This window comes from Pseudomonas sp. MWU16-30323, assembly GCF_020515595.1.
In the GTDB taxonomy this organism is placed as follows: Bacteria; Pseudomonadota; Gammaproteobacteria; order Pseudomonadales; family Pseudomonadaceae; genus Aquipseudomonas; species Aquipseudomonas yamanorum.
Map to the genome: position 1 here is coordinate 1 of NZ_JAIWYM010000074.1, position 1,465 is coordinate 1,465.

Consider the following 1,465-nt stretch of genomic DNA (forward strand, 5'->3'; position numbering starts at 1 on the left):
CTTCAGGTTTTATGATGCGGATGTGGGGCGGTTTACGCAGCCGGATCCTATTGGGTTGTTGGGAGGGCTTAACCTCTATCAGTACGCGCCGAATCCGATCAAATTCACTGATCCTCTTGGCTTCGCCTATGATCCAATTGCAGCATTAAACGAACTAGGCATCGAGGGAGTAAAACAAACTCCAGGCGGGGGACTCGATTACAAAAACAGTAATGCACTATACAACAAACCTAGCATCAACCCGGTTGTACCAATAAAATATACAGGAGATTATGCCTTAGACACACAAGCTGCAAACAAAAAAGCCGGATTAAATCAAAAGTCCGCACCTAAAGGTTATGTTTGGCACCATGTAAACGATTACGACCCACTATCAAACACCGGAACGGTACAACTTGTAAAACAAAAAGCTCACCTAGGAATAAAACACGCGGGAGGCGTCAGTCAGTATTCAACCGCAACAGGAAAAAAATACACTCACCCCGCAAGATTAACTAAGCCAAAAGGACCTACTAGATGCCCATAAATTTACAGAATTGTGAAGCGCCAATCAGCAATACTGAGTTCGATGAGTTCACAAAGTCTATCGGCAGTATGCCATCAAAGTATTTTAGGGACTTCTATATAGCAAACAATGGCGGAACTCTTGATGAATCAACAATTGAAAACAACGCTTTCTTACTAAATAGTTTTCTCTCTATAAAAAATGGTGAAGCCACAATTGAAGACACTTACAAACAATTAATCAAAGGACAACCTGACTTAATAAATCTAATCCCCTTTGCCTATGACGACTGCGGCAACATATTCGCCCTATCCACTAGAAATGAAGATTCAGGGCTAATCTATCTATGGTTGGCCGATGAAAAAGAGCTATTGTTAATATCTAACTCCTTCGAAGAATTTCTCACGGATCTCGAGCAATAATTTGGGCCACACTACCTATGATTGGAAAATCACCGCGTTGGATGCCGAGTGAATACCGCTTTGAGTCGGACCTGGAAGAAGGCGATAGCCGCTAGGCCGCAGCGACCGCTACGACATCAACGCCGCCGGCCAACTGACCACTTACACCGACCCGGTCCCGCGCATCACCCGCCTGCGTTATGACCGCAGTGGCCGGCTGACCCAGCGGGTTGACGCCCTCGGCCATACCGTCGAGTTTGGCTACGACGCCTATAACCGCCTGCTGTACCTGAGCAATGAAAACCACGAACGCTACCGCTTCGAGTGGGATGCGCTGGACCGCCTGTACTACGGCAGCGGCCACCTGCATCAACTCAACCTCAATGGCCGAGTGATCTGCGACTTCGAACGCGACCAAGTGCACGACGAAGTCCTGCGCACCCAGGGCAGTCTGCTGACCCGCACCCGCTACGACCGCAATGGCCGCCTCAGCCAGAAAGCCCTGCACTACCGCAACGCCGCCCGCGAAGAACTGCCGCTGCTGGATAAACGCTACCAA

Annotated in this window: 3 protein-coding genes; all 3 read left to right on the plus strand. The window is 48.9% G+C overall.

Annotated elements, in window-relative coordinates; genetic code table 11:
* A partial coding sequence (locus LIY45_RS30450) for an HNH endonuclease (RefSeq protein ID WP_226478702.1) occupies positions 1-526 on the plus strand: 526 nt, incomplete at its 5' end.
* Positions 517-927 (plus strand): SMI1/KNR4 family protein, encoded by a 411-nt coding sequence (locus LIY45_RS30455; protein WP_226478704.1) that lies wholly within the window; start codon positions 517-519, stop codon positions 925-927. The genes LIY45_RS30450 and LIY45_RS30455, both read left to right, overlap by 10 nt.
* Positions 928-1,090: 163 nt before the next feature.
* A partial coding sequence (locus LIY45_RS30460; protein WP_346269026.1) for a hypothetical protein occupies positions 1,091-1,465 on the plus strand: 375 nt, incomplete at its 3' end.

What these genes read in the sequence shown, in the direction of transcription:
- LIY45_RS30455 (WP_226478704.1), top strand. Translation starts at nt 517, where the DNA reads ATGCCCATAAATTTACAGAATTGTGAAGCGCCAATCAGCAATACTGAG.